3 protein-coding genes are annotated in these 1,984 nt (G+C 66.9%); 2 read left to right on the plus strand and 1 reads right to left on the minus strand.

Annotated features, from left to right (window positions below):
* Window positions 1-200: ATP-dependent Clp protease proteolytic subunit (locus tag GXZ33_RS07885; RefSeq protein ID WP_291340292.1), on the plus strand; the 200-nt coding region annotated here is incomplete at its 5' end.
* Window positions 201-220: 20 nt separating this feature from the next.
* Window positions 221-847, plus strand: coding sequence for an ATP-dependent Clp protease proteolytic subunit (locus tag GXZ33_RS07890; protein ID WP_291340293.1), 627 nt, complete (start codon window positions 221-223; stop codon window positions 845-847).
* 149 nt (window positions 848-996) lie between these two features.
* On the opposite strand, the gene fabG is transcribed toward GXZ33_RS07890, so the two are convergent.
* Window positions 997-1,767 (minus strand): 3-oxoacyl-ACP reductase FabG, encoded by a 771-nt coding sequence (gene fabG / locus GXZ33_RS07895; protein ID WP_291340294.1) that lies wholly within the window; start codon window positions 1,765-1,767, stop codon window positions 997-999.
* Window positions 1,768-1,984: the final 217 nt, after the last annotated feature.

Here is a 1,984-nt window from a genome sequence, read left to right on the forward strand (position 1 = left end):
CGGACATCGCCATCCAGGCCGAGCAGTTCGCCCAGACCAAGCGCGAGATGGCCGAGCTCATCGCCGAGCACACCGGCCAGACCTTCGAGCAGATCACCAAGGACTCCGACCGTGACCGTTGGTTCACGGCCGAGGAGGCCAAGGAGTACGGACTCGTCGACCACGTCATCAGCCACGCTGAGGGCCCGATCAGCAACTAGGGAATGTGAGAAGAGAAATTATGAACAACGGATTCCAGATGCCCCAGTCGCGTTACGTCCTGCCCTCCTTCATCGAGCAGTCCGCCTACGGCACCAAGGAGACCAACCCGTACGCCAAGCTCTTCGAGGAGCGCATCATCTTCCTGGGCACCCAGGTCGACGACACCTCCGCCAACGACATCATGGCGCAGCTGCTGGTCCTCGAGGGTCTTGACCCCGACCGCGACATCACCATGTACATCAACAGCCCCGGTGGCTCCTTCACCGCGCTGATGGCGATCTACGACACCATGCAGTACGTCCGCCCCGACGTCCAGACCGTCTGCCTCGGCCAGGCCGCCTCCGCCGCCGCCGTGCTGCTGGCCGCCGGCGCCCCGGGCAAGCGTGCCGCCCTGCCGAACGCGCGCGTGCTCATCCACCAGCCGGCCACCCAGGGCACCCAGGGCCAGGTCTCCGACCTGGAGATCCAGGCCGCCGAGATCGAGCGCATGCGTCGCCTCATGGAGGAGACCCTCTCGCGTCACACCGGTAAGTCCGCGGAGCAGATCCGCCTGGACACCGACCGTGACAAGATCCTCACGGCCGAGGAGGCCATGGAGTACGGCATCATCGACACCGTCTTCGACTACCGCAAGCTCAACGCTTAAGCGGTGACGTTCAAGGGGCCCTGCGGGGCCCCTTTTTCGTTGCTGTCCCGGCGCCTGCTCAACGTCGGATGTACATGTTCGAGACCGCTACCGGTCTCGAACATGTGCGCCGCCGGAGGACTGGTCTCGACGATGTGGTTCCGAAGTTGTTAGTCGTCGTGCGGCGGCAGGATCGCCTCGGGGGACTCGGGCAGGATCTGGCCGCCGTCGATGACCAGGGTCTGGCCCGTGATGTAGCCCGCCTCGCGGGAGGCGAGGAAGGCGGCGGCGTTGCCGATGTCGCGCGGATCACCCAGACGCAGGGCGGGGATGCCGCGGGCCATCTGCGCGAGGTACTCCTCTCCCTGGGCGCGCAGCCCGTCGGTGAGGATGTTGCCCGGCAGGACACCGTTGACGGTGATGCCGTCGCGGGCGACCTCCAGGGCGGCGCCGCGCATGAAGCCCTGCTGCGCGGCCTTCGAGGCACCGTAGTGGGACCAGCCGGGGTAGCCGGTGTGGGAGCCGGTGATCGAGGTGGTGATGACGATGCGTCCGTAGCGTTCCTGCCGCATGTACGGCAGGGCCTCCTGGACCACGACGAAGGTGCCGCGGGTGTTGATGTCGAACATCTGCGCCCACTTCTCGTCGGTGAGCTCGTCGAGGGTTGCCTGCGGGAAGATGCCGGCGTTGGAGCAGAGGATCTGGATGCCGCCGAACTCCTCGGCGATGTCGGCGAACACGGTGCGGACCTGCTCCCGGTCGGTGACGTCGAGATGGCGGGCGTGGGAGCCGGTCTCGGCGGCGGTCCGCTCGGCGGCGGCGAGGTCGAGGTCGGCGATGATTACGGTGGCCCCGGCCTCGCGGAGGGACTCGACGATGCCGCGGCCGATACCTGCGGCGCCTCCCGTGACGATGGCGGTCTGGTTGTGCAGGTCGAACATGGATGACTCCTGGGGTGGGGGATCGGGCTGTCATCCACGCTACCGGGGAGGTCAGATGCTCGCCGGGAGGGCGATCGCCGGTACACTCCGCGAAATTACGGCCCCGAAATTGGGCAAGTGTACCGGCGATCGACCTAAAGCTCGCCCAGCACCCGCGGCAGCTCGTTCCGGGTACGCACGCCGAGTTTCCGGTACACGCGCGTGAGGTGGTACTCGA

This window comes from Corynebacterium sp. (genome assembly GCF_012838985.1).
GTDB lineage: Bacteria > Actinomycetota > Actinomycetes > Mycobacteriales > Mycobacteriaceae > Corynebacterium.

Coding starts and splice junctions, on each gene's coding strand:
- fabG (WP_291340294.1), bottom strand. CDS start 1,767: ATGTTCGACCTGCACAACCAGACCGCCATCGTCACGGGAGGCGCCGCA.
- GXZ33_RS07890 (WP_291340293.1), top strand. CDS start 221: ATGAACAACGGATTCCAGATGCCCCAGTCGCGTTACGTCCTGCCCTCC.